21 protein-coding genes are annotated in these 20,149 nt (G+C 58.4%); 14 read left to right on the top strand and 7 right to left on the bottom strand.

Annotated elements, in window-relative coordinates; genetic code table 11:
• Positions 1 to 3: 3 nt before the first annotated feature.
• Both CKF42_RS13065 and CKF42_RS13060 read right to left on the bottom strand, forming a co-directional pair.
• Positions 4 to 1,272: an O-antigen ligase gene (locus CKF42_RS13065; RefSeq protein ID WP_199559874.1), complete on the bottom strand. Its 1,269-nt coding sequence runs from the start codon at positions 1,270 to 1,272 to the stop codon at positions 4 to 6.
• On the bottom strand, positions 1,262 to 2,368 hold the full coding sequence (locus CKF42_RS13060) for a glycosyltransferase (RefSeq protein ID WP_199559872.1): 1,107 nt from the start codon (positions 2,366 to 2,368) through the stop codon (positions 1,262 to 1,264). The genes CKF42_RS13065 and CKF42_RS13060 overlap by 11 nt, the downstream gene beginning before the upstream one ends.
• 249 nt (positions 2,369 to 2,617) lie before the next feature.
• Between CKF42_RS13060 and CKF42_RS13055 the strand changes: the two genes are divergently transcribed.
• The 6 genes from CKF42_RS13055 (at position 2,618) to ruvX (ending at position 6,828) form a co-directional block, all read left to right on the top strand.
• Entirely contained in the window at positions 2,618 to 3,130 is a 513-nt protein-coding gene (locus CKF42_RS13055) for a SprT family zinc-dependent metalloprotease (RefSeq protein ID WP_084690465.1), read from the top strand.
• Between the two features lie 74 nt (positions 3,131 to 3,204).
• A complete protein-coding gene (gene endA / locus CKF42_RS13050) occupies positions 3,205 to 3,909 on the top strand; it encodes a deoxyribonuclease I (protein WP_009087136.1) in 705 nt (234 codons plus the stop codon).
• 69 nt (positions 3,910 to 3,978) lie between these two features.
• Positions 3,979 to 4,710, top strand: coding sequence for a 16S rRNA (uracil(1498)-N(3))-methyltransferase (gene rsmE, locus CKF42_RS13045; RefSeq protein ID WP_009087137.1), 732 nt, complete (start codon positions 3,979 to 3,981; stop codon positions 4,708 to 4,710).
• 103 nt (positions 4,711 to 4,813) lie between these two features.
• Positions 4,814 to 5,758 (top strand): glutathione synthase, encoded by a 945-nt coding sequence (gene gshB / locus CKF42_RS13040; RefSeq protein ID WP_111208362.1) that lies wholly within the window; start codon positions 4,814 to 4,816, stop codon positions 5,756 to 5,758.
• An 87-nt stretch (positions 5,759 to 5,845) separates the two neighbouring features.
• Complete coding sequence (locus CKF42_RS13035; RefSeq protein WP_009087140.1) at positions 5,846 to 6,409, top strand: YqgE/AlgH family protein; 564 nt, start codon at positions 5,846 to 5,848, stop codon at positions 6,407 to 6,409.
• Positions 6,409 to 6,828 (top strand): Holliday junction resolvase RuvX, encoded by a 420-nt coding sequence (gene ruvX / locus CKF42_RS13030; protein WP_009087141.1) that lies wholly within the window; start codon positions 6,409 to 6,411, stop codon positions 6,826 to 6,828. Before CKF42_RS13035 ends, ruvX begins: the two co-directional genes overlap by 1 nt.
• On the opposite strand, the gene CKF42_RS13025 is transcribed toward ruvX, so the two are convergent.
• A complete protein-coding gene (locus CKF42_RS13025) occupies positions 6,822 to 7,826 on the bottom strand; it encodes a type IV pilus twitching motility protein PilT (RefSeq protein WP_111208361.1) in 1,005 nt (334 codons plus the stop codon). The two genes, ruvX and CKF42_RS13025, sit on opposite strands and share 7 nt — an antisense overlap.
• 14 nt (positions 7,827 to 7,840) lie before the next feature.
• Here CKF42_RS13025 and CKF42_RS13020 point away from each other — a divergent pair, with 14 nt between their 5' ends.
• Genes CKF42_RS13020 through hemW form a run of 4 tightly spaced genes read left to right on the top strand, consistent with a single transcriptional unit; the run spans position 7,841 to position 10,862 of the window.
• On the top strand, positions 7,841 to 8,548 hold the full coding sequence (locus CKF42_RS13020) for a YggS family pyridoxal phosphate-dependent enzyme (protein ID WP_111208360.1): 708 nt from the start codon (positions 7,841 to 7,843) through the stop codon (positions 8,546 to 8,548).
• Positions 8,549 to 8,560: 12 nt separating this feature from the next.
• Positions 8,561 to 9,115: a YggT family protein gene (locus CKF42_RS13015; RefSeq protein ID WP_009087146.1), complete on the top strand. Its 555-nt coding sequence runs from the start codon at positions 8,561 to 8,563 to the stop codon at positions 9,113 to 9,115.
• Between the two features lie 21 nt (positions 9,116 to 9,136).
• Positions 9,137 to 9,730, top strand: coding sequence for an XTP/dITP diphosphatase (locus CKF42_RS13010; protein ID WP_009087148.1), 594 nt, complete (start codon positions 9,137 to 9,139; stop codon positions 9,728 to 9,730).
• Entirely contained in the window at positions 9,723 to 10,862 is a 1,140-nt protein-coding gene (gene hemW / locus CKF42_RS13005) for a radical SAM family heme chaperone HemW (RefSeq protein WP_046102514.1), read from the top strand. The genes CKF42_RS13010 and hemW overlap by 8 nt, the downstream gene beginning before the upstream one ends.
• A gap of 36 nt (positions 10,863 to 10,898) precedes the next feature.
• Here the strand turns inward: hemW and CKF42_RS13000 are convergent, their stop codons facing one another.
• The 3 genes from CKF42_RS13000 to trmB form a co-directional block, all read right to left on the bottom strand.
• Positions 10,899 to 11,615 carry a DUF2884 domain-containing protein gene (locus CKF42_RS13000; RefSeq protein WP_111208359.1) on the bottom strand — a complete coding sequence of 239 codons (717 nt, stop codon included), beginning with the start codon at positions 11,613 to 11,615 and terminating at the stop codon, positions 10,899 to 10,901.
• Between the two features lie 147 nt (positions 11,616 to 11,762).
• A complete protein-coding gene (locus CKF42_RS12995) occupies positions 11,763 to 12,089 on the bottom strand; it encodes a YggL family protein (protein WP_009087152.1) in 327 nt (108 codons plus the stop codon).
• On the bottom strand, positions 12,089 to 12,808 hold the full coding sequence (trmB, locus tag CKF42_RS12990; protein WP_009087154.1) for a tRNA (guanosine(46)-N7)-methyltransferase TrmB: 720 nt from the start codon (positions 12,806 to 12,808) through the stop codon (positions 12,089 to 12,091). The genes CKF42_RS12995 and trmB overlap by 1 nt, the downstream gene beginning before the upstream one ends.
• Positions 12,809 to 12,962: 154 nt before the next feature.
• Here trmB and mutY point away from each other — a divergent pair, with 154 nt between their 5' ends.
• The 3 genes from mutY to mltC are packed head-to-tail and all read left to right on the top strand — an operon-like array spanning position 12,963 to position 15,453.
• Complete coding sequence (gene mutY, locus CKF42_RS12985) at positions 12,963 to 14,051, top strand: A/G-specific adenine glycosylase (protein WP_058958117.1); 1,089 nt, start codon at positions 12,963 to 12,965, stop codon at positions 14,049 to 14,051.
• On the top strand, positions 14,048 to 14,320 hold the full coding sequence (locus CKF42_RS12980; protein WP_009087157.1) for an oxidative damage protection protein: 273 nt from the start codon (positions 14,048 to 14,050) through the stop codon (positions 14,318 to 14,320). Before mutY ends, CKF42_RS12980 begins: the two co-directional genes overlap by 4 nt.
• A gap of 53 nt (positions 14,321 to 14,373) precedes the next feature.
• On the top strand, positions 14,374 to 15,453 hold the full coding sequence (gene mltC / locus CKF42_RS12975; RefSeq protein ID WP_009087159.1) for a membrane-bound lytic murein transglycosylase MltC: 1,080 nt from the start codon (positions 14,374 to 14,376) through the stop codon (positions 15,451 to 15,453).
• Between the two features lie 889 nt (positions 15,454 to 16,342).
• On the opposite strand, the gene CKF42_RS12970 is transcribed toward mltC, so the two are convergent.
• On the bottom strand, positions 16,343 to 18,496 hold the full coding sequence (locus CKF42_RS12970; RefSeq protein ID WP_046102516.1) for an ornithine decarboxylase: 2,154 nt from the start codon (positions 18,494 to 18,496) through the stop codon (positions 16,343 to 16,345).
• Positions 18,497 to 19,058: 562 nt separating this feature from the next.
• Here CKF42_RS12970 and CKF42_RS12965 point away from each other — a divergent pair.
• The gene (locus tag CKF42_RS12965) at positions 19,059 to 20,042 is read left to right on the top strand and encodes an MDR family oxidoreductase (RefSeq protein ID WP_111208358.1); all 984 of its coding nucleotides are present in this window, start codon (positions 19,059 to 19,061) and stop codon (positions 20,040 to 20,042) included.
• The last annotated feature ends 107 nt before the right edge of the window (positions 20,043 to 20,149 follow it).

Raw genomic sequence — 20,149 nt, 5'->3', positions numbered from 1 at the left:
TTATCATACCGGGGTGACCCGCACGTCCGGCCGAGGCCGCGGCAGGCAGCAGAGCGCCAGCGCCATGATAAAGATGGTGGCAGTCTGGTTATAGGGCAGCACCGAATCGGTCAGCCCGGTGATAAACAGCGCCAGCATCGGCAGCGCCGCCCCGCGCAGATCGCACTTCTTCAGCCAGCCCGCCAGTGTCGTCAGATAGAGCAGCGCCAGCGACAGCGTCCCCAGCCATCCCTGTAACGTCGTCACTTCGAGAAACTCGTTGTGCATGTTGTATTTGACGTTGGTGTAGCCTTCCACATTAAGCGGATAGTGTTTGATGATGAACTGACGCGCCTCCGTGGTGCGCGCATCCGGCGTCGCGAAGCCGCCGTGATGCTCAATAAAGTTCATCGCTCCACTCCAGATCGCCACGCGTGCACCCAGCGAGGTCGAGCTGTTGGAGCCAAAGTTCTCAATATCCTGCACCCCTTCCACCCAGCGGTTACTGGTCATCAGGATCAGCAGCGCCACGACGCCCACCGCCAGCGTGCCGACGCGCCAGTTAGTGAGCAGCGACAGCCGGTAACTCTGCACCACAAACAGCAGGCCTGTGGCGATCAGCGCAATCAGGGTCACGCGGGTCGCACACAGGTAGAGCAGCGCGAAGGTGACAGCCAGCACCACCACATCGGCCACCTTCCAGTAGCGATGCGTCTCAAAACGACTCAGCCACAGCCAGGCGCAGTAGATAAACAGAATCATGTAGGAGGACATCGACGCCGCTTCAGTCGTGAGTTTGATGCGGATGTTCGCGGTGTAGAGATGCTCATGAATACCGAAGCCCAGCGTAATCAGCAGTCCGATCAGAATCAGCACTTTCCCGATACGCAGTGTGGTCAGGGAAACCCGATCGCCATAAATAGCCAGGCTGAGGAGAATAAACGCGCCCAGCAACAGCCGCTTTGCGCCCAGGAGGTAGTTGCCGATATTGGTTATCGCATCGGTTGAGGGGGCTGTCTCAATCCCCTTAACGTGGAGGGCCCAGAACAGACGGATCAGGGCAAAGATAATCAGAACAGCGAACAGCGCAATATAAAAACCCGCTCCCCTGAAGTCGCTCCGTCTGCGCACCAGGCCATAGAGTATGGAGGCAACGGAGAGATAGGAGACGAAGTAGAATATTTTTTGCGGCAGACCGGTAACAAACATATTCAGTGAGAGTGCCAGGCAGAGCGCAATCACGGAGAAATTAACCAGTAACGTTAATCCATTGCGTTCGGTTTTATTCGTCATGCTTAACCTCAGTAAGGCGATTAAGCACGGTCATCAGGTGCTTCATATAATTTTCCTCATAAAAACCGGTGATGCTCGCTTTAATAACCTGATGGTCAGGGAAACGGAAATCCCCTCTCATGGCGTTGAGAATAGCGGCCAGCGCCATGCTGTCATTGACAGGGTAGAGCTGACCATTGTGACCGTTCTGAATAATTTCCGCCGGACCGCTGATGCAGTCGGATGAGACGCAGTAGACGCCGCGCGACATCGCCTCCAGCAGGATCAGCGGGAACCCCTCAAAGTTGGAGGTCATGAGCAGACAGCTGACCTGTCTGATGTGGTGGAGGACATACTCCCAGGCGTTCTCCTGCCAGCCATGCCAGGTAATGCGATCCGCAATCCCAAGCTGCGCCGCGTAGTGCTGGCACTGCGCCAGATCCTCGCCATCTCCCACCATCTCCAGCGTCCAGGGGACGCTGACCTGCTGCAGGGCATCAAACAGATCTTTCAGCTGTTTCTGTCGCTGGAAGTGGATGCGCCCGATATAGAGAAACTTCAGCCCCTGCGGGCGGCCAATAACCACCTCAGTGCGCTTTACCGGGTTATAGATCACATCAACGTCTGTATCGCGGGCACCCAGATCCACCAGCTGCTGTTTAATCTGCTGGCTGATGGCGAAATGGTGATCGGCCCGCAGCAGATAGTGGGGACGGTAACGTTCACGCGGGGGCAGATGCATCCAGCTCGACAGCATGATTTTACGGCCGGAGAGGCTGATGGCGCGGCGCGTCATCAGGCAGGGAATCGTATTCAGGGTCAGGACATGATCGGGCTGATAGCGGCGAAAAAAGGCGGCCATTCGCAGCGTATGAATCAGATTTTTTATCTTTTTGTTGCGCAGCGTGCAGACGCTCTCGGCTAAAACAGCGTTGGCGGTCCAGGCACGGGAGTGGCTCTCTTCGCCGCTGTTGATAATAAACAGCCCCGCTTCCGTTCCGGCCTCTGCATTCAGCGCGGTAATCAGCTGACCGGTCACATTCTCCATACCGCCGCGACCTGCCATTAAATCGGTCACCAGCACAATGCGCTGCTTCCTGATGTTATTATTTTTCATTGCGTTGTCCGTACACTGTGCCTGTCGCATCTCATCGGTTCACGCTGCAGTGAACCTTATCAATAGGATATTCTAAAAACGCCGATAACCATATTGAATCCGGAAATTTCCGCCGCTGCCGCGCCGCGTCTGACCACCCTGTGGCCGCCGCCTGCCGTGCCGGAAACGGGGCGGCAGATTATAGCCACGCTGCTGCCATTTTCGCGGGTTATGTTGAGTTCCCGGGCAGCGATGATTATCCTGAACACCATGAAAACACCTCGTCTCCCTATTGCCCTGCAGCAGGCGGTGATGCGCTCGCTGCGCCAGTCGCTTGCGCGTGCCAATCAGGCCCTGAAAACGGACTACCCGGAACCTGCCCTGCTCTACCAGCAGCGCGGCACGGCGGCGGGCACGGCCTGGCTGGCCGCCTGGGAAATACGCATTAATCCGGTGCTGCTGCTGGAAAATCAGCAGGCGTTTATTGATGAAGTGGTGCCGCATGAGCTGGCGCATCTGCTGGTCTGGAAACAGTTTGGTCGCGTTGCGCCGCACGGCAAAGAGTGGAAGTGGATGATGGAGCAGGTGCTGGGCGTTCCGGCGCGGCGCACCCATCAGTTTGAGATCGCTTCCGTGCGCAGCAAGACCTTTGCCTATCGCTGTCACTGCCAGCAGCACCAGCTTACGGTGCGGCGCCACAATCGGGTGGTGCGCAAAGAGAGTGAGTATCGCTGCGTGCACTGCGGAAGCCTGCTGACCGCGGGCGAGTTTGTGCCAGCCTGAGACTAATCCCCATTCCGCCCTATTGGACATTCTGTTAACCTGCCGCCTTTTTTGTACTGAACAGAAGCTGGAATATGTCTCGCATTTTAAGTCTGGCGGTGGCGTTGCTGTTTGCCCCTGCCGCTGACGCTATCAACCTGAATAACTATCATCAGAATAACTTTCAGCAGGCGAAAACCTTTGCTGCGGCGATTAACGCCGATGCACCGGGCTCCTTTTACTGTGGCTGTAAAATTACATGGCAGGGAAAAAAGGGCATTCCCGATCTCAACAGCTGTGGCTATCAGGTGCGCAAAAATGCGAATCGCGCCGCACGCATTGAGTGGGAACATGTGATGCCTGCGTGGGAGTTTGGACATCAGCGCCAGTGCTGGCAGGACGGTGGCCGCAAAAACTGCAACAAAGACCCCGACTATCGCCGCATCGAAACCGATCTGCACAACCTGCAGCCTGCGGTGGGTGAAGTGAATGGCGACCGCGGCAACTTCGCCTACAGTCAGTGGAACGGCAGCGAGAAGCAGTATGGTCAGTGTGAGATGAAGATCGACTTCAAACTGAAACAGGCGGAGCCGCCTGCGCGGGCGCGGGGCGCGATTGCCCGTACCTATTTCTATATGCGCGACCAGTACCATCTGCGCATTTCACGCCAGCAGACGCAGCTGTTTACCGCCTGGGATAAGCTCTATCCTGTCACGCCGTGGGAGTGCGAACGCGACCAGCGGATTGCCAGGGTGCAGGGCAATCACAATCCTTATGTGCAGCAGGCTTGCCAGCGCTAAAATCCCTGCCCTACACTAGCTCTTTTCCCATGACGCCGCTGCAGCGCGGCGTCCGGTCTCAGGAACCTTATGCGCATACCTCGCATCTATCACGCCGCGCCTCTGAACATCGGCAGTGAAATTACTCTGGATGAAGATGCATCCAACCATGTGGGCCGGGTCCTCCGGATGACGGCAGGCCAGCGTCTGGAACTCTTTGATGGCACTAATCTGACTTTTGCAGCAGAGATCACGCATGTTGATAAAAAGCGTGTAAAAGTATCGGTCACAGAGAGCCAGCCGGACGATCGCGAGTCACCCCTGCATCTGCATTTAGGTCAGGTGATGTCGCGCGGTGAAAAAATGGAATTCACTATCCAGAAATCAATTGAACTGGGCGTGAACGTCATTACACCCTTGTTTTCCGAGCGCTGTGGCGTAAAGCTTGATGCTGAACGTCTGGCGAAGAAGATCCAGCAGTGGCAGAAAATTGCGATTGCCGCCTGTGAGCAGTGTGGCCGCAATCGCGTGCCGGAAATTCGTGAAGCGATGACGCTGGAAGCCTGGTGTGCGGAAGCGGACAGCGGTCTGAAGCTCAACCTGCATCCGCGTGCCAGCCAGAGTATTAACACGCTGCCACAGCCTGTGGAGCGTGTCCGGCTGCTGATTGGCCCGGAAGGCGGCCTGTCAGCGGACGAGATTGCGATGACGGCGCAGCACGATTTTACGGACATCCTGCTTGGCCCACGGGTTCTGCGAACCGAAACCACCGCGCTGACCGCCATTACGGCACTTCAGGTGAGGTTTGGCGACCTGGGTTAAGCGATACTTTCGGCGGTGAGAGAGCAGGCATAGTGTCCTGACTGTTCGGCCCACTGCAGACCGAACCGAACGAGGCGATCAACGCCTTACCGAGGAGATAATAATGATTAAGCTTGGCATCGTGATGGACCCTATTTCGTCCATCAATATTAAAAAAGACTCCAGCTTCGCCATGTTGCTGGAAGCACAGCGCCGTGGTTACGAAATTCACTACATGGAGATGCACGATCTCTCGATGCGCGGTGGCGTCGCCTCTGCCCGCACCCGCCTGCTGAGCGTTGAGCAGAATGCGGATAACTGGTATCAGTTCGGCAGCGAGCAGGAAATCCCGCTGGCTGACCTGAATGTGATCCTGATGCGTAAAGATCCCCCTTTCGACACCGAGTTCATCTATGCGACCTACATTCTGGAGCGCGCAGAAGAGCTGGGAACGCTGATCGTGAACAAACCGCAGAGCCTGCGTGACTGTAACGAAAAGCTCTACACCGCCTGGTTTGCAGAGTTCACGCCTGAGACCCTGGTGACCCGCCGCAAAGAGCAGCTGCGCGCCTTCTGGCAGGAGCACGGCGACATCATCATGAAACCGCTGGATGGCATGGGCGGCGCCTCTATCTTCCGCGTGAAGCAGGACGATCCTAACTTTGGCGTCATCACGGAAACCCTGACCGAGCACGAAAGCCGCTTCTGCATGGCGCAGAACTATATCCCGGCTATCAAAGAGGGTGACAAGCGTGTGCTGGTCGTGGATGGCGAGCCGGTCCCTTACTGCCTGGCGCGTATCCCGCAGGGCGGTGAAACGCGTGGCAATCTCGCCGCCGGTGGGCGCGGTGAAGCCCGTCCACTGAGCGAAAGCGACTGGGAAATTGCGCGCCGTGTTGGCCCGACGCTGAAAGCAAAAGGACTGATTTTTGTCGGTCTCGACATCATCGGTGATAAACTGACTGAAGTTAACGTGACCAGCCCGACCTGCATTCGTGAAATTGAGGCTGCGTTCCCGATCTCCATCACCGGCATGTTGATGGATGCCATTGAGAAACGCCTGGGCTGAGCAAGACGCCGGGGCGAGGCTCCGTGATCAACCCAATACCGGTGCGGCCGTCGCGTGCCGGTTATTTTTTTGGTACATCGTGTGAGAATGAATTTACAACATCACTTTTTGATTGCCATGCCTTCATTGCAGGACCCTTTCTTCAAGCGTTCCGTGGTCTATCTCTGCGAACATAACGAAGAAGGTGCAATGGGACTGATCATCAATAAACCCATGGAAAACCTGACGGTTGAAGGCATTCTGAAGAAGCTGAAAATCTCTGCTGACGATCGCGACCCGGCCATCAGGCTGGATAAGCCGGTTTTCACCGGTGGCCCGCTGGCGGAAGATCGCGGCTTTATTCTGCACTCAGCGCAACGGACTTTTACCTCCAGCATTCGTGTCTCCGACAACACCGTCATCACCACATCCCGTGACGTGCTGGAGTCGATTGGCACCGCCTCTCAGCCCACAAATGTGCTGGTGGCGCTGGGGTACTGCGCCTGGGAAAAAGATCAGCTGGAAAATGAGCTGATGGAAAATGCCTGGCTCACGACCCCTGCCAACAGCAATATCCTGTTCCAGACGCCTATCGCAGAGCGCTGGCGCGAAGCGGCGCGCAGCATCGGCGTCGATATTCACAACATGGCCAGCGACGCCGGACACGCCTGATGTCAACGCAAACACTGTTAGGTTTCGACTTCGGCACCAAAAGCATTGGTGTCGCCGTCGGTCAGCAACTCACCGGCAGCGCCCGCCCCCTGGCGGCGCTGAAAGCCCAGGATGGTACGCCAGACTGGCTGCTCATTGAAAAGCTGCTGAAAGAGTGGCAGCCCGATTTCGTGGTGGTGGGTCTACCCCTCAATATGGATGGCACTGAACAGCCGTTAACGGCCCGGGCGCGAAAATTTGCCAATCGCCTGCACGGTCGGTTTGGCATCCGGGTCGAGCTGCAGGATGAGCGCCTCAGCACCGTCGAAGCGCGTGCGGGTCTCTTCGAACGTGGCGGTTATCGTGCGCTCAGCAAAGGGTCGGTGGATTCACAGTCGGCCGCCATCATTTTGCAGGACTGGTTCGAGAACCACTACTGACCTGACGCGATCAGTCCGGCAGCTTCACGCGCCAGCCTGCTCTGCTCAAAGGTTTGCATACCGGCCTGTGCGCCGGTCTGCAACAGAGCGGGGATCTGGTGCATCTTGCCCTCCCGAATCAGATGAATGATGCCCGGTGTCGCAACGAGGATCTCGAACAGCCCGATGCGCGATCCGGCAACGGAAGGCACCAGCCGCTGCGCAATGACCGCTTTCAGGCTGCCCGCCAGCTGCGTTCGCACCAGCGGTTTCTCCTCCGCCGGAAAGACATCCACCAGCCTGTCCACCGCCTGCGCCGCGCCGCGGGTGTGCAGCGTTGCCAGCACCAGATGCCCCGTTTCCGCCGCCGTCAGCGCCTGACGGATGGTGTCGCTGTCGCGCAGCTCGCCCAGCAGAATCACATCGGGATCTTCCCGCAGCGCCGCTCTGATGCCCAGTGAGAAAGAGGGGCAGTGCAGGCCGATTTCACGCTGCTGTATCAGCGACTGCTGGCTGTGGTGGATAAATTCAATGGGATCTTCCAGCGTGATGATATGGCGTGCCTGCTGGCGATTCAGCGCATCCACCAGCGCCGCCAGCGTGGTGGATTTGCCGCTTCCGGTCGCCCCGGTGACCAGAATCAATCCATCCTGCTGCTCCAGCAGCGTCGGCACCACGGCGGGAAGCTGCAGGCTCTCCAGCGTGGGACAGACCGCAAAGATAAGGCGCAGCGCCAGCGACAGGCCGTTGCGCTGCATAAACAGACTGGCGCGCAGACGCTGACCGTCGGCGAGGCTCAGGGCGAAATCGATCTGCCCGTCACGCGCCAGCTGCTGGCGCTGGGGTTCACTGAGCCAGCGGGCCATAAACTCCGTCATCCAGGCGGCCGAGAGCGGGCCCTGCTGCGGAATCGCCTCCAGCCTCCCCTGCCGCCGCCAGTAGGGCAAATGTCCGCTGCAAAGGTGCAGATCGGCCGCATTATGCTTTACACTAAGCGCCACCATTTCATCCAGATTCATAATGTCTCCTGACTATGACCTCAATCCAGCACAACCTACAGCAAGTCCGGCAGCGCATTGCGGCCGCTGCCGCGTGTTGCGGCCGCGCACCAGAAGAAATTACCCTGCTTGCCGTCAGTAAAACCAAACCTGCGAGCGCGGTCGAAGAAGCCTTTACCGCGGGTCAGATTGCCTTTGGCGAAAATTACGTGCAGGAAGGGGTTGAAAAGGTTCAGGCGCTGGCCGCACATCCGGAACTGGAGTGGCACTTCATCGGTCCGTTGCAGTCCAATAAGAGCCGGCTGGTGGCGGAAAATTTTGCCTGGTGCCACACCCTTGACCGTCTGCGCATTGCCCAGCGGCTCAACGATCAGCGTCCCGCCTCACTGCCACCGCTGAATGTGTTAATTCAGGTAAATATCAGTGACGAGACGAGTAAATCTGGCATCATGCTGGAGGCCGTTTCCGGGCTGGCAGAGGCGATAGCGGCCCTGCCGCAGCTGCGACTGCGGGGATTAATGGCGATTCCGGCGGCGGAGAGTGACTACACGAAGCAGCTGGCGGTGTGTCAGCAGATGGCGGAAGCATTCCGTCAGCTGCAGCAGCACTATCCGCATATTGATACGCTTTCGCTGGGAATGAGCGATGACATGGAGGCGGCCATCGCCGCAGGCAGTACGATGGTGCGCATCGGCACCGCCATTTTTGGCGCACGCGATTATGCGCACAACTCACAACAATAACAGAGGAACTTCATGTTAACACTGACGTTTTTAGTAAAAACGCTGATCGATCTCTACGTCATGGTGCTGCTACTGCGCATCTGGATGCAGTGGTCACGCTGCGATTTTTATAATCCCGTGGCGCAGTTCGTCGTCAAAGTCACGCAGCCGATTGTCAAGCCGCTGCGCCGCATCATTCCGGCACTGGGGCCGATTGATACCGCCTCGCTGCTGCTGGCCTTTGTCCTGACCACGCTGAAATACCCGATTTTACTGCTGATTCAGGTGGGCGTGTTCTCGGTTGATCCGACCAACCTGCTGGTCGGCCTGCTGTCGCTGATTAAATCGGCCGGTTATCTGGTCTTCTGGGTGATCATCATTCGCTCACTGATGAGCTGGATCAGCCAGGGTCGCGGCCCGGTCGACTACCTGCTGGTGCAGCTGACCGAACCGATGATGGCACCGATTCGCCGTATTCTGCCTGCCATGGGCGGTATCGATTTCTCCGCGATGATCGTCATTCTGGTGCTGTATGCCCTGAACTTTCTCGGCATGGACCTGTTCCCGGGTCTCTGGTACCTGCTGTAAATGAATCAAACTGGAACTGTTATGCAAAAAGTTGTGCTCGCCACCGGTAATCCCGGCAAAGTGCGTGAACTGGCGGAGCTGCTCTCCGCCTTTGGTCTGGATATCGTCGCTCAGAGTGACCTGGGGGTTGAGTCGGCGGAAGAGACCGGCCTGACCTTTATCGAGAATGCCATTCTCAAAGCGCGTCACGCGGCGCAGATCACCGGACTGCCGGCGATTGCCGACGACTCCGGCCTGGCCGTGGATGCGCTGGGTGGCGCGCCTGGTATCTATTCGGCGCGTTACGCCGGAGAAGATGCCAGCGATCAACAGAATCTGGAGAAGCTGCTGCAGGCGCTGGAAAACGTGCCGGACGGTCAGCGTCAGGCGCAGTTTCACTGCGTGCTGGTTTATCTGCGTCATGCGGACGATCCTACGCCGCTGGTGTTCCACGGCAGCTGGGAGGGGGAAATTACCCGTTCCGCTGCGGGTGCCGGTGGCTTTGGATATGACCCGATTTTCTCTGTTCCGGCGCTGGGTAAAACGGCCGCTGAACTGAGCAAAGCGGAAAAAGGTGCTGTTTCTCACCGGGGTAAAGCATTGACGCTGCTGCTGGAAGCGATGCGTAATGCCTAATCTGCCGCCGTTAAGTCTCTATATCCATATTCCGTGGTGCGTTCAGAAGTGTCCCTACTGCGATTTTAACTCCCATGCGCTGAAGGATGAGGTGCCGCACGTTGAGTACGTGCAGCACCTGCTGCGCGATCTGGAGATCGATCTACCGCTGATTCATGGCCGCGAAGTGCGCACCATCTTCATTGGTGGCGGCACGCCCAGCCTGCTGAGCAGCAGCGCGATGCAGATGCTGATGGATGGGGTGCGGGCGCGTCTGACGCTGGCTCCCGATGCGGAGGTGACCATGGAGGCCAACCCGGGCACCGTGGAAGCCGATCGCTTCAGCGCCTATCAGCGCGCCGGCATTAACCGTATTTCGATTGGCGTTCAGAGTTTCAGTCCGCAGAAGCTGCAGCGCCTCGGCCGCATTCACGGGCCTGACGAGGCGACCCGTGCCGCCCAACTGGCACAGTCGCTGTCGCTGCGCAGCTTCAACCTCGACCTGATGCACGGCCTGCCGGACCAGTCGCTGGAAGAGGCGCTCGACGATTTGCGTCAGGCGATTGCGCTCAATCCGCCGCACCTCTCCTGGTATCAGCTGACCATCGAACCCAACACCCTGTTTGGTTCCCGTCCGCCGGTGCTGCCGGATGATGATGCGCTGTGGGACATTTTCGAACAGGGCGATCAGCTGCTGCGGGAAGCCGGTTATCAGCAGTATGAAACCTCCGCCTACGCGAAGCCGGGTTATCGCTGTGAGCACAACCTTAACTACTGGCGTTTCGGCGACTATCTGGGGATCGGCTGTGGCGCACACGGCAAGCTGACGCAACCGGATGGCCGCATTGTACGCACGGTGAAAACCCGTCATCCGCGTGGATTCATGCAGGGAAATTACCGCGAGAAGCAGTATGAGGTGGCCGACAGCGACAAGCCGTTTGAATATTTCATGAACCGCTTTCGCCTGCTGGAAGCAGCACCGCGCGACGAGTTCAGCCGCTACACCGGTCTGTCAGAGCAGGCGATCCGTCCGCAGATGGATGCCGCGATCGCTGCGGGTTATGTGACGGAAACGGCGGATCAGTGGCAGATTACAGAGAAAGGAAAACTGTTTCTGAATTCGCTGCTGGAGCTGTTTCTGGCGGAAGAGTAACAAAGGCGCCTCAGCCCGGCAGGCTGAGGCGTGACACTATTTTTTCAGGGCGCCCGTAAGCTGCTTACGCTGATCTTCCAGCGAAATGACGCGATTACAGACCTCGTGACCGAAGTTCTGGAAATCCTGCTCCTGCTTGCTCCACTCAGCCTGAATCGACTGCTGCAGACCGCCAAGATTTCCCATAATCGCCTGCAGCGGATTGCTGCCGCCACTGCCCTGCTTACTGCCCATCTCATTCAGGCTATCCTGCATGACGCCGCCCAGCGTCGACTGAACCAGCCTCTCCCCTTCCGCGCGCACTTTATCGATCGCCTGATGGTGGAACGTCAGCCCGTCGTCACGGTGCTCGATGATGCGGTTCATCTGCTGTTTCAGCTGGCCATTCAGCGTGCTCAGGCGATTGCGGACGTTGCTGTCGGTGCCCAGCTTCTCCACGATCACCCGATCCAGTGCCGCACGTCCTTTCTCCAGACGTGAGGTCGCCCCGCTGTCGATCCACGGCAGATCGCGACGCAGCGCGTTCTGGTAATCGATCGCTTTCTGGCGTTCCGCTGTGCTCAGCGACACCTTCTCCCCGTTGAACTGAACGTCGCCCTGCGGCGAGATCTCAAGATTGCCATTGGCACCGACCACCTGCACGCTCTGCGGCTTAATCACCACATCATCCTGCGGCTTAACGCTGCATTCATAGGCTGCCTGAGCCTGGGTCGCTGCTGCCAGCAGCACAGCAAGAAGCGCTTTACGCATCATATCTACTCCCTAACATCTGGTGCGGAACCGTTCAGCAATCGGGCCTCAGCCCGACACCGTGTTTCTTAAAACCGGGCCGGCGGCCTGCTGTTCTGCCCCATCCGGGATGGCAGACCAGCAGCCTGACCGACCTGACCGACCTGACCTTTAGTCCCACCAGACGTCGAAGAGTTCCGTCATCTGCACATCCTGCAGCTTGTGATCTTCCAGCCATTTGCGGACCAGAGCGCGATGCTCCTCGGTGCATTTGCCGGTTTTCTGCAGGCAGACCAGACCTTCCCACACCAGGTAACCGCTGCCATCAAAAGCCAGACCGTTAGGATCGATCGCTTCGTTGATGAACTGGTTGAGCGTCTCATCAATTTCACTTTCGCTGGTGCCTTCCGGGAAGCGCCATGCAACCGAGAACCCCAGCTCCTGAAACTCATCAATGTGCAGTTTTTTGCGTAAACGGCGGCTGCGTTGTGTGGCCATTATTTCACCCTCTCAAACATTAAATCCCATACGCCGTGGCCTAAACGCTGCCCGCGCTGCTCAAACTTGGTCAGTGGACGCGTCTCAGGACGCGGCACATAATTCTGTTGTTCTGACTGGTTACGGTAACCATCAATGCTGTTCATCACTTCCAGCATATGCTCCGCGTAGGCTTCCCAGTCGGTCGCCATGTGGAAAACGCCGCCCAGCTTCAGTTTACGCATCACCAGTTCGGCGAAAGGCACCTGGACGATACGGCGTTTGTTATGACGCGCTTTGTGCCACGGATCGGGGAAAAAGAGCTGAACCATGCGCAGCGAGTTATCCGGGATCATCTTCTCCAGCACTTCCACCGCGTCATGACACATCACCCGCAGGTTCTGTACATCCGCCTCTTTCGCGGCGGCCAGACAGGCTCCCACGCCTGGCGCATGCACTTCAATACCCAGGAAGTTCTGATGCGGCGTGTTCTGCGCCATGGTGACCAGCGACGCGCCCATACCAAAGCCAATCTCCAGCGTCACCGGTGCCTCGCGGCCAAACAGCGCGACTAAATCGACCGGCTCCGGCTGGTATTCCACTCCCATGACCGGCCACAGGGTGTCCAGCGCCTGCTGCTGGCCTTTGGTTAAGCGACCCTGGCGGCGCACAAAGCTGCGGATCCGGCGCAATGGCCGCCCGTTCTCATCAAATTCTGGGGTGATGACGTCATTAATCATGTAAAAGCCTGCTGGTTAGCCTGTTCCGGGAAACGGGCATTATGCAAAGTTCATAAGCAGAAGCAAGCCTTTGCAATCTTCCGGTTTACACCCAGGTGCGCATGTGCTGGAATTCCTGCCTGAGTGTAGAGTAAACACGGAAATTTTCCTTCTTATGATGCAAGCGCCGCAGTTCGCGCAACAGGTGCTGGACTGGTATCAGCGCTTTGGCCGCAAAACCCTGCCCTGGCAGCTGGAGAAAACGCCTTACAAGGTGTGGCTGTCTGAAGTGATGTTACAGCAGACCCAGGTTGCCACGGTTATTCCCTACTTCGAACGCTTTATGGCGCGCTTCCCCACGGTCAGCGATCTGGCGGCGGCACCGCTGGATGAGGTTCTGCATCTCTGGACCGGCCTCGGCTACTACGCCCGTGCGCGTAACCTGCACAAGGCGGCAAAACAGATTGTCGATGTTCATCAGGGCGAGTTCCCTGTGAATTTCGATGATGTCTCTGCCCTGCCCGGCGTAGGCCGCTCGACGGCGGGGGCGATCCTGTCGCTGTCACTGGGACAGCACTTCCCGATTCTGGATGGCAACGTCAAGCGCGTGCTGGCCCGCTGTTATGCCGTCAGCGGCTGGCCGGGCAAAAAAGAGGTCGAGAAGCGGCTCTGGCAGATCAGTGAAGAGGTCACCCCCGCTGAGGGCGTCAGCCAGTTTAACCAGGCGATGATGGATCTGGGCGCGCTGGTCTGCACCCGCTCGAAACCGAAGTGCGAAATCTGCCCGCTGAACAGCGGCTGTGAAGCCTATGCCAGCAGCAGCTGGGCCAGCTATCCCGGTAAGAAGCCTAAACAGGTGCTGCCGGAGCGCAGCGGCTGGTTCCTGATGATTCAGGATGGCGATGATGTCTGGCTGGAGCAGCGTCCCCCGGTGGGTTTATGGGGAGGGCTGTTCTGCTTCCCGCAATTCACCACCGAAGCGGCGCTGAACGACTGGCTGGCGGCACGCGGCATCCACGCCAGACCGCAACAGATGACGGCCTTTCGTCACACCTTCAGCCATTTCCATCTCGATATTGTGCCAATGTGGCTGGCATGGCCTTCTGTCGGGGCGGCGATGGATGAAGCAGGCGGTCTCTGGTATAACTTAGCGCTGCCACCATCTGTGGGATTAGCTGCACCCGTTGAGCGCCTGCTGCACGAGCTGCGCCATCCCCGACAACTGGCTTTGGACAGTTGTGAGATTAATGAGGAAGAAGAATGAGCCGCACCATCTTTTGTACGTTTTTACAGCGCGACGCGGAAGGACAGGATTTTCAGCTCTATCCGGGCGATTTGGGTAAGCGCATTTACAACGAGATTTCGAAAGAAGCCTGGCAGAAGTGGATGGCGAAGCAGACCATGTTGATCAACGAGAAGAAGCTCAACATGATGAATCCTGAGGATCGTAAAGTCCTGGAGAAGGAGATGGTCAACTTCCTGTTCGAAGGCAAAGACGTTCACATCGAAGGCTATACACCGCCAGAAGCGTAAATTTTCGGGCCTCATCGCTGGGGCCGGTTATCCAGGTCAGGCTTGCATTCCCAATGAATAAAAAATTAATCGCCCTGCTGGTGATAGCACCACTTTTGGTTTCCTGTTCCGGGTCGAAAAAACAGCAGTTCCACGAAGAGTGGGTAAAAGACACTAACGGCTTTGATATTCTGATGGGGCAGTTTGCTCACAATATTGAGAATATCTGGGGTATCAATGAGGTCCTGATCGCCGGACCCAAAGATTACGTCAAATACAGCGACAACTATTACACCCGCAGCCACATCAACTTTGAAAGCGGTAAGCTGACTATCGAGACGATTTCGGGCACCGATCCCATGGCCAGCCTGCGTCAGGCAATCGTGACCACCCTGCTGATTGGCGACGATCCGGGGAATGTCGATCTCTACTCTGATGCCAACGATATCGTGATCAGTAAAGAGCCACTGCTCTATGGTCAGGTGCTGGATAACACCGGGCAGCCGATCCGCTGGCAGGGCCGCGCTGAAGCCTTTGCTGACTATCTGATCCAGCACAAACTGCAGCGCCGCACGTCGGGTCTGCATGTGATTTACACCATTACAATTCCGATGGTGCCGAACCACCTGGATAAGCGTGCCCACAAATACCTGCCGATGGTGCGCAAAGCCGCCGAACAGTATGGTGTGGATGCGTCGCTGATTCTGGCGATTATGCAGACCGAGTCGAGCTTTAACCCCTACGCCGTGAGCCACTCCGATGCGCTGGGCCTGATGCAGGTGGTGCAGCACACCGCCGGTGTTGACGTGTTCCGCATGAAGGGGAAATGGGGCAAGCCAAGCCGCAGCTATCTGCTGGACCCGGAGAACAATATCGATGCGGGCACCGCCTATCTGTCGCTGTTGCAGCGCAGCTATCTGGGCGGCATTCAGGATCCGCTGTCCCGCCGCTATGCGGTGATCACCGCCTACAACGGTGGTGCAGGCAGCGTTCTGCGCGTCTTCTCCAGCGATAAAGATCGGGCATTCGCGATGATTAACGACCTGCCGCCGAACAGGGTCTATCAGATCCTGACCAGCCAGCATCCGTCGGCGGAGTCGCGCCGTTATCTGTATAAGGTGAGTACCGCACAGCGGAGTTATCGGGGGTTCTGATTGGATCCGGGGGTGTTCGCTGCGCGAGCGGAGTCTGAGCAGGTTTCGTTCGCCGGGTGAATCCGGCAGTTTCAGTTTCGCCTCTGCAGGCGACCGACAAGGGGGCGCCAGTCGCCGCGCCCCCTTGACCCCGGGCTCCGGCCTGCCTCACCGCCGCTTCGCGGTCCCTTCGCTTCTTCCGGATTTCTCACGGACCGGCAGGACGCGCCATCCCTGGCGCGAACCCGCCTCTTCGCGACATCCCTGTCGCTCGTCCTGAAATCCCTCATCCGCTCAGCGGCTCAGACGGCCTCCCTCCCCGCTGTTATCTCTTCTTTTACTGTTAAGGACTTCACTGCGGTAAGTTTTAAAGAATGTCTTTGGCTTCGGTGCAAACAGACAACGCTCCATTCAGGAGAAACGAAGATATCAAAGGCGGGGGTGTGGGAGAGGCATCCGGCGCGCTGAGGAGCAACCGGAGGCCAGGATGAGCCGACAGGACGTCGGCGAGATGACGGCACGAGCCAGGGATGGCGAGTCCGGACGGTCCGTCGGCCGCAGGGCGTGACGAAGGCACCCCGCAACGCGGGGCGCGGAGGCTGCCGGACGCCGGGATTGTTAAGGGGCGGGCGTCCGCCCCTTGACGCGTCCGCCTGCACGGGCAGGCTGAAACTCCCTCACGCCTGGCGGGCGAAACCCTCTCAGAGCCAGCCCACCGCCTGGCAGGCGAAACCCTCTCAGTACCAGCCCACCGCCAGGTGATAACTCCCTCACGCCTGGCGGGCGAAACCTTCTCAGAGCCAGCCCACCGCCTGGCGGGCGAAACCCTCTCAGAGCAGCCCACCGGCAGGTAACAACTCACCACCGCCTGGCAGGCGAAAGAATCTCATAGCCCCTTCGCGCAGCGAAGCTACCCCCTCACCATCATATTGGCCACCAGATACTTACGTCCCTGCTCATCCTCTTCGGTGTAAACGCCCTGCAGCTCTGGCGAGAAGCCTGGCAGCAGATTCAGCCCCTCTTCCAGGGCCAGGAAGTAGCGCTGCACCGCGCCGCCCCAGATCTCCCCCGGCACCACGCAGAGCACGCCCGGCGGATAAGGCAGCGCGCCCTCGGCGGCAATCCGTCCTGCGGCCTCGGCTATCGGCACCAGCTCGACCTCACCGCGAATATACGCCTGATGGGCATCCTGCGGATTCACCCTGACCGGCGGGAACTCCGCGGCGCGGAACATCAGACGCTGCAGATCCTTCACGTTGTGACTGACGTAAAGATCGTGCATCTCCTGACAGAGGCGACGCAGAGTGTAACCGGCATAGCGTTGCGCATTTTTACGGTAGATCGTCGGCAGCACTTCGGCCAGCGGCGCATCATCCCTGACGTGCTGCTCGAACTGCGCCAGCATCGCCACCAGATTCGCCATCTTCTCCGGGCTCTCTGCTGGCGTCAGCAGGAACAGGATCGAGTTGAGGTCGCACTTCTCCGGCACAATGCCGTTTTCGCGCAGATAGTTCGCCAGAATCGTGGCCGGGATCCCGAAATCACTGTACTCCCCGCTGGCGGCATCGATCCCCGGCGTGGTCAGCAGCAGCTTGCAGGGATCGACCCGATACTGATCGCGCGCATAACCGGCAAAACCGTGCCACTTTTCCTGTGGTTCGAAGCTGAAGTAGCGCAGATCGCGGGCGATCGTCTCCGTGGGCGCATCCTGCCAGCGCTGCCCGGCCACGCGCTCCGGCACAAACGGCAGGATCATTTCGCAACGCTCCAGGATCGCTTTACGCGCATCGATCCCCAGCGTGACGCACTCATCCCACAGGCGACGCCCCGCCTCGCCCTGATGCATCCGGGCGTTAATATCCAGTGCGGCAAACAGCGGATAAAACGGACTGGTTGAGGCGTGCAGCATAAAGGCGTTATTCAGCCGTTTATGCGGGCAGAAGCGGCGCTGTCCGCGAATGTGATTATCTTTTTTGTGGATCTGCGAGGTCTGTGAAAAACCCGCCAGCTGCTTATGTACCGACTGCGTGACAAAAATGCCGGGATCGTTCTCGTTCAATTCTAACGTCAGCGGCGAACAGCCTTCCATCAGCGGGATAAACTGCTCATAGCCGAGCCATGCGGAATCAAACAGGATGTAATCACACAGATGGCCGATGCGATCCACCACCTGACGCGCGTTGTAAACCGTGCCGTCGTAGGTGCCCAGCTGGATGATCGCCAGACGGAAAGGCCGCGCCTCTTCTGCGCGCTGGGGCGCAACCGCCGCGATCTGCTCGCGCAGATAGGCCTCATCAAAGCAGTGCGCATCAATGCCGCCAATAAAGCCGAAAGGATTGCGTGCCGCCTCCAGATAAACCGGCGTGGCCCCCGCCTGGATCAGCGCGCCATGGTGGTTCGACTTATGGTTGTTGCGGTCAAACAGCACCAGATCGCCCCGGGTCAGCAGCGCATTGGTCACCACTTTATTGGCGCTTGAGGTGCCGTTGAGCACAAAGTAGGTTTTGTCGGCGTTAAACACCTTTGCCGCATACTTTTGTGCATCTTTAGCCGATCCTTCGTGGATCAGCAGATCGCCCAGTTTAACGTCGGCATTACACATATCCGAGCGGAAAACATTTTCGCCATAGAAGTCATAGAACTGTTTACCCGCCGGATGTTTCCTGAAGAACGCGCCGCCCTGATGACCGGGGCAGGCAAAGGTACTGTTCTGCATATCGACATAGCGGGAGAGCGTCTCAAAAAAGGGCGGCAGCAGCGCCGCTTCATAGGCCTGCGCGGCCGCCTCCAGCGCAATCCACTCCTGCGGATCGCCATTCAGCTCCCCGCTGACGCCGGGCAGGTGCATCACCTCCTCTTCAAAGGCGTTGGCGACAAATACCGGCAGGTCGAACCCGGTATGACGCAGCAGTGTCAGTATGCCGCTGCGGGTATCCGCCAGCGAGACGACAACCGCCGCGACATCGGTAAAGTCGGTGTTATCCAGCGTCACCACGTCGCGCGCGGTGTTCAGAGTCAGACTGGGCGCCACAGCGGCGCTGGCAGCAATTTTCAGTGGAGTCATAAAGCGTCCCTAACGGCAGGGAGGACGTGCCCGTGGCACAATCATGGGGACAGCGCCCCGGCGAAGAATGTCAGTGAAAACCGTCAGAAGGCATTGTGCAGCCGTTGAAGAGCAGATAACCGGCCGCTGCCAGGCTGGCCTCACCGCATGGGGAACCGCAGCGTGTTCAGGAAAGAGGAAAAACCGGTGCGCGCCGGAAAGAGCGAACGGTAATCCGGGCGGGTGCGCGGTGAACCGGACATGGCGACGTCCTCTGTGATGTATAAACAGGGCCAAAAAGTGGCGGTCATGATGTCATCTTTTTTTTACGTGGACAACCCGAGCCAGGCAATTATCCGGCAGGCGACAAAAAAGATAACGCCCTGTTTTTAATGGATAATTTACAGATTAAAATTAACAGCACGATTAATTATATGAAATATATGCAGATTTATGCAGAGTGCGATCGGCGGCTGACGATGCGCGTGAGCGGGATTCACTGCCCCCTGGCCTGACCCTTGCCCTACCGCATTACCTCTGCCGGGCGTACACTCATCCTCACTATCACACTCCTGGAGGATGCATGTTCAAGGCACTGATCATTGAAAATGACGAGCAGGGTTACCGCGCCCTGCTCAAAGATCTCCCCGAATCGCAACTGCCCGACCACGATGTCACGCTCGACGTCAGCTACTCATCCCTGAACTACAAAGATGCCCTGGCTATCTGCAACAAAGGCCCGATTGTGCGCCAGTTCCCGATGGTGCCGGGTATCGACTTTGTGGGCCGGGTCACCGCCAGCCGCCATCCCGACTGGAAAGAGGGAGATATGGCCCTGCTGACAGGCTGGGGGGTGGGCGAAAAACAGTGGGGCGGCCTGGCACAGAAAGCCAGCGTCAGCGGCGACTGGCTGGTGCGCGTTCCCGCCTCTCTCACTCCGCTACAGACGATGGCAATGGGCACGGCGGGACTGACCGCGATGCTCTGTGTGATGGCGCTGGAGAAACAGGGCATCACGCCTGACCACGGGCCGGTGCTGGTGACGGGTGCCAGCGGCGGCGTCGGCAGCTACAGCGTCAGCCTGCTGGCTCGGCTGGGATATGAGGTTATCGCCTCCAGCGGACGCGCCAGCGACCATGCCTACCTGATCGACACCCTGGGGGCGACCTCAGTCATCGATCGTGATGAGCTGTCACAGCCAGGCAAGCCGCTGGCAAAAGAGCGCTGGGCTGCCGCGATAGACAGCGTGGGCAGCCACACACTGGCGAACGTGCTGGCCGCCACCCGGCGGGACGGCGCGGTAGCTGCCTGCGGTATGGCGCAGGGTCTCGACCTGCCTGCCAGCGTCGCCCCCTTTATTCTGCGCGGCGTCACGCTTGCCGGTGTGGACAGCGTGCTCTGCCCGACACCGCTTCGCCAGCAGGCGTGGCAGCGGCTGGGTGAGCTGCTGGATGGCGAACGGCTCAGCCGGCTGAGCCGGGTCATCCCGCTGAGTGAGGCGAAACAGGGCGCGCAGGATCTGCTGGACGGAAAAGTGCAGGGCCGGCTGATTGTCGACTGCCGCTGACGGCTTCTGAAGGCGCGCTTCGCGCCTTCAGAGCGTGCTTCGCTGCAACCGTCTGATAAGCCCCTCCAGCGCGAACTGCGTGCCCTGCTCCATCACCGATTTCGGAT

Source organism: Pantoea sp. ARC270 (genome assembly GCF_003236725.1).
Taxonomy (GTDB): Bacteria; Pseudomonadota; Gammaproteobacteria; order Enterobacterales; family Enterobacteriaceae; genus Pantoea; species Pantoea anthophila.
Note: the sequence above shows the minus strand (reverse complement) of the source record. Positions and strands in the feature narration are given on the sequence as shown.